This window comes from Streptomyces sp. NPDC004667 (assembly GCF_040609475.1).
GTDB lineage: Bacteria > Actinomycetota > Actinomycetes > Streptomycetales > Streptomycetaceae > Streptomyces.
In genome coordinates, this window is sequence record NZ_JBEXKC010000243.1 from 1 (window position 1) to 2,190 (window position 2,190).

At 76.7% G+C, this 2,190-nt stretch carries 1 protein-coding gene; it reads right to left on the reverse strand.

Going from position 1 to position 2,190, the window contains the following annotated elements:
- Positions 1-2,190 (reverse strand): AAA family ATPase (locus ABZW32_RS39710; protein WP_356225776.1); only part of this gene is annotated, 2,190 nt, incomplete at both ends.

The following is a 2,190-nucleotide window of genomic DNA, read 5'->3' on the forward strand; positions in this document are numbered from 1 at the left end:
GGGCCGCGTCGGCGGCGCCGAGCAGGCGTGCGGCGCCCTCGGGGTCGGCGCGGAGGGCCGCGACACCGGCCAGGCCTTCCAGGGAGAGGGCCACGGCACGGGCGTCCAGGGAGCGGGCGATGTCCAGGCCCCTCAGATGGTGGGTCCGGGCGCGGGCGGCGTCGCCGCGCAGTTCGTGGGTGAAGCCCAGTTCGGCGAACACGAGGTGCCTGCCGATCGGGGCGGACGACTCGTCCTGGAGGCGGGTCAGGTACCGCTCGGCCGCGTCGAGGTCTCCCGAGCGGCGGGCGCCGAGGGCGAGACCCATGAGGGCATGGACCTCGCCGAACTTGTTGCCCTGCGCCGCGGCCCGGCACCGGGCCTGTTCGTGCAGGTCGTGGGCGCGGTCCCAGTCCTGCTCGAGGAGGGCGAGGCGGCCGAGCCCGGAGAGGTGCGCGGCCACTTCGGTCTCCATGCCGAGGTCCCGGGCGAGGCGCAACCCCTCGGTGTGGCGGCGGGCGGCCTCCGGGTGGTCGCCCATGACCTCCGCGCGGGCCGCGAGAGGAACGGCACTCTGCAGCTCGCCCCACGCGTCGCCCAGTTCCCGGAAGACGCGGGCGCTGTCCTCACCGTCCTCCCGGATCGTGGAGAGGACTCCCGTGGCCAGGGCCGTGTGGGCCCTCAGGGCCAGGGAGGCCGCCGTGCCCCAGCAGTCCCCGGCCGCGGTGAAGAGCGCGAGGGCGCGGGCGTTGACCTCCGCGGCGGCGGTCGGGTGGCCCGCGTGGAAGAGGGCGTACGCCGACAGCCACAGGGTCCGCGGTGTGGGATCGGCGGTGGCGGGAGCGGCGGCCGCCGCCGGGGCGCTCGCGGTCAGCAGGGTGAAGGAGCGCTGTGCGGAGCCGAGTTCGGGGAGCAGGGCGGTAAGGGTGCGGTGGGCTTCGGTGAGCCGGCCGCGGAGCAGCCACCACCAGGTGAGGGCATCGGCGAGGCGGGCGGCCCGGTCGGTGGTGCCGGCCGCGGCGAGGGCCGCGCGCAGGTTCGCGGCCTCCGCGTCGAGCCGGGCGAGCCAGAGCCGCTGTCCGGGGCCGCGCAGGCCCGCGTCGGCGGTTTCCGCGAGGGCCAGGTAGTGGCGCAGGTGCCGGGCGCGCAGCGCGTCCCGCTCACCGTGGTGTTCGAGCCGCTCCCCCGCGTACGCCGCCACGGACTGCAGCAGCCGGTAGCGCGGGGGCGTGCCGGCCGGACCCGGTGCCACGACCACGAGGGAACGGTCGACCAGACGCGTGATCAGGTCCGGCACCTCGTCGCGGGTGACGCCGTCGCCCGGGCAGACGGCTTCGGCGGCGTCGATCGTGCATCCGTCCCGGTGGACGCAGAGGCGGCGCAGGACGGTCTGTTCCGCCGCGCCCAGCAGCCCCCAGCTCCAATCGATCACGGCGCGGAGGGTCTGCTGGCGGGCCGGGGCGTCGCGCCGGCCGGAGGTCAGCAGCCTGAAGCGGTCGTTCAGCCGGGTGGCGACCTCTTCCAGGCCGAGCGCGCGCACCCGCGTCGCCGCCAGTTCCAGGGCCAGGGGTATGCCGTCCAGGCGTGCGCAGATCTCGGCGACGAGGGCCTGCTGCGCCGGGTCGGGGGCGAAGCCCGGCCCGGCGGCCGTGGCGCGTTCAGTGAAGAGCCGTACGGCGTCGGGTGCCGGGAGCGGTCCGAGGGGGTGGGCGACCTCCCCGGCCACCATCAGCGGCTCCTGGCTGGTGGCGAGGACGTGCAGGTGGGGGGTGGAGCGCAGCAGGGTGGAGCACAGTTCGGCGGCGGCGTCCACGACGTGCTCGCAGTTGTCCAGGACCAGCAGCAGCGGGCGTTCGCGCAGGGCCGCGGCCAGGCGGTGTACGGCCCGCTCCTCGGCTTCCAGGGGGTTCTGGCGCAGGCCGAGGGCGGTGCAGACGGCCTGCGCGAGCGCGTCCGCGTCCGCGTCGCCCGTCGACGGGGCCAGTTCGACGAGGACGACGTCGCGCGAGGCGGCCAGCCGCTCGGCCGCCGCCAGGGCGAGCCGGGTCTTGCCCACGCCGCCCGGCCCGGTCAGCGTGACCAGCCGGGTGGTGGCGAACAGGTCCGTGAGGGTGGTGAGGGAGTCGTGCCGGCCGATCAGCGGGGTCGGGGGCGTGGGGAGTGCGGGGAGGGCGTGGGGTGCGGGGAGGGCGGGGGCTCGTTCGGGAGGCC